The 2,748-nt window shown below is 70.2% G+C and carries 3 protein-coding genes; all 3 read right to left on the reverse strand.

The genetic code is table 11. From position 1 onward, the window contains the following. Positions 1 to 50: 50 nt before the first annotated feature. Entirely contained in the window at positions 51 to 722 is a 672-nt protein-coding gene (locus AC27IQ_RS22060) for an OmpW/AlkL family protein (RefSeq protein ID WP_284431590.1), read from the reverse strand. Between the two features lie 33 nt (positions 723 to 755). After that, the gene (locus AC27IQ_RS22065; protein ID WP_487090803.1) at positions 756 to 1,913 is read right to left on the reverse strand and encodes an SGNH/GDSL hydrolase family protein; all 1,158 of its coding nucleotides are present in this window, start codon (positions 1,911 to 1,913) and stop codon (positions 756 to 758) included. 132 nt (positions 1,914 to 2,045) lie between these two features. Next, a partial coding sequence (locus tag AC27IQ_RS22070; RefSeq protein WP_487090804.1) for a D-alanyl-D-alanine carboxypeptidase/D-alanyl-D-alanine-endopeptidase occupies positions 2,046 to 2,748 on the reverse strand: 703 nt, incomplete at its 5' end.

Consider the following 2,748-nt stretch of genomic DNA (forward strand, 5'->3'; position numbering starts at 1 on the left):
TTTTTTGATGGTGCCGCGGTCTCCGTGCGGCACGGGGCCCGGCGGGGGCCTCAGAACCGGTAGCCGATCCCGACCGCGAACACGTTGGGGTTGAGCTTGATGTCGATGTTCTGCCCGCTCGACAGGCGTGTGGTGGTCTTGAGGAAGCCTTTGTAATAGGCCGCGTCCAGGAACCAGCGCTCGTTGAACTGCCATACGAAGCCCACTTGCGCGGTGACGCCCCACTTGTCGTCGATCGACGCGGTGGTGGGATTGGTCGGTGTGCCACCCGTCAGCCCGTTCAGCGTGGCGGTGGTGCGCTCCTTGAAGAACTTGGCGTAGGTCACGCCCAGCCCGGCATACGGCCGGAAGGCCGCGTTGGCCTCCTGGAAACGGTACTGCGCGAACACCGTGGCGGGCACCACCTTGGTCTCGCCCACCTTGCCCACGCCGCCGATGGCGCCGTCACCGTAGAACGAGTGCTTGAACGGCAGGCCGATGGGCACGTCCACCGCCCAGTGGTCGGTCAACATGTAGTTCAGGCCGCCGGTCAGGGCCGTGGCGGAATGCACGTCCACGCGGGTGCCGGGAAAGCTCGGCGCGCTCAGGTTGCCGCTTTTGACTTGGGGCGAGATTTGGGTCACGCCAGCGCGCAGGCTCAGCGTGCCGGCGACTTGTGCGCTGGCCGTGCCGCAGACGGCAGCCGCGGCGATCGCCACGCAGGCCCAGGAAAATGGCTTCATGAAAACTCCTCGAAGGGGATGGGACCTGGGCAATCAGAGCCAGCCGGCGGTGGACAGGGAACGCGACACCAGTTGGGCGACCAGCTGGTGGCCGTACGGCGTGGGGTGGAAGCTGTCGGCAAAGCCGTAGGACTTCCACCAGTCAGCACCGCCCGTGGCGCCTGCAGGGGGCGTGCGGGCCGACAGGGCGGCCGACGTGCAGGTCGGGAAGGAGTAGGTCGGCAGGCCATCGCTGCCCACGCCGGTGGCCGGGCAGGCAGCGGTCGAGACGTTGGTCAGCTGGTACTGGGCCGGGTTGGTGGCCTGGTCCTTGAACGAGCTGTAGAAGTCCACCAGGGCCAGGCGGCTGTCGGTCCCCAGGCTGGTGGCCAGGCGGGCGTTGTAGGCCTGGATCCAGCCGTCGAACAGGGCTTCGGCCTGGGCGGCGGCGGCCGCGCCGTTGGCGGCCGCGATGGAGGCCACCACCAGTCGGAACCGCGGGGTGAGGGTGATGCCCGGGGCGTTGAGCACCGCGACGCGCTTGGCGCCCTTGTCCAGCGTGTTGGTCTTGATGGTGGCCGCGAAACTCGTGGCCAGCGTCTGCATGTACAGCCCGCCCACCTGCGCCATGCCGGTCGCGCCGCCGGCCAGGGCGGTGTTCACGGTGTTGGCGTCCAGCAGCGTGCCCAGCACGGCGCGGTAGGTGGCGCCGCCGTCGCTCGAGGCGCGCAGGTAGGCGCCGATCAGGTCGGCCGCGTCGTTGGCGCCGCCGTCGATCAGCACCAGGTCGGTGTCGGTGAACCCGGCCGCGCCGGCATCCTGGATCTGCTTGGTGATGGAGACCGGCGAGGTGGGCGCGGTGAAGTTGTTGATGCGCCCGCCGCCCACGGCGTAGTTGGTGCATTCCGCCCGCGTGCCGAACGTGGTGCCGGTCGACTGGTAGTGCGCGCACAGCGTCTGCCCGTAGCTCGTGGCGACGCGCTCGGGCCAGACGGAACTGGAGCCGGCGCCCGTGGCCGCCGTGCCCTGCACGGTGAACTTGAAGCCGAACGTGCCGCTGTCGGCCAGGCTGTCGCCCATGACCTTCACGGACTTCACGCTCACGGCGGGCGTCGTGTCCGATCCGCCGCCCCCGCAGGCCGCCAGCAAAGCGGCTGCCGCCAATGCCGTCACCGCCCAGGAAGCTCTGTTTTTAGTGGTTTTCGAGATCAAGGTGTTCTCCGTCAGGTTGAAAATAGCACGGTCGTGCGTTTTACGGAGGCCCATCGTAAACCCGCACCGCCCGGGGCCGCACAGGGGAACTACCGATAGCCGCGCCGCGCGCAGGCGTCCGTCCGGGGCGCTTCAGCGGTCATGGGCCACCCAATCGACCAGGGCCTCGATGGCCGGGCGCGCCGCGGCCGCGTTCGGGTGGTTGGCGATGGCCACCATCACGTAGCGGCGGCCGCTGGCGGCGTGCACGTAGCCGGCCATGGCCGAGACGTCGCGCAGGCTGCCGGTCTTGAGGTGGGCCGCGCCCACCGACCGTCCCTGGGCCCGGCGCAGGGTGCCGTCCCCGCCGGTGATCGGCAGCGACGACACCAGCTCGGGCATGACAGGCGAGAGCCATGCCGCCTGCAGCATGCGCGCCAGGGCCTGGGCGCTGATGCGCGCCTCGCGGCTCAGGCCCGCGCCGTTGTCCAGCACGGGCGCCTCCGTGCCGGGAAAGCGCTGGCGCCACCACTGCCCGACCACGGCGCGCGCACCGTCGAAGGTGCCGCGGCCGTTCTTTTGCAGCGCCAGCGTGAGGAACACCTGCTGCGTCATCACGTTGTTGCTGTACTTGTTGATGTCGCGCACCACCTCGGCCAGCGCGGGCGAGGACGTGCTGAAGGCCGGGGCCAGGCCGGCGGGCACCCGCCCGTCGCGCACGCTTCCCGTGAGCTTGCCGCCCAGGTCGCGCCACATGCCTTCGATGGCGCGCGCCGCGTAGCCGGCGGGATCGGCCGGCGCCACCGCCCAGGTGCGCTCGCCGCAGGCCGCCGGGTACACGCCCTGAAAGGCGATG

The organism is Acidovorax sp. KPB24-07, from assembly GCF_057543315.1.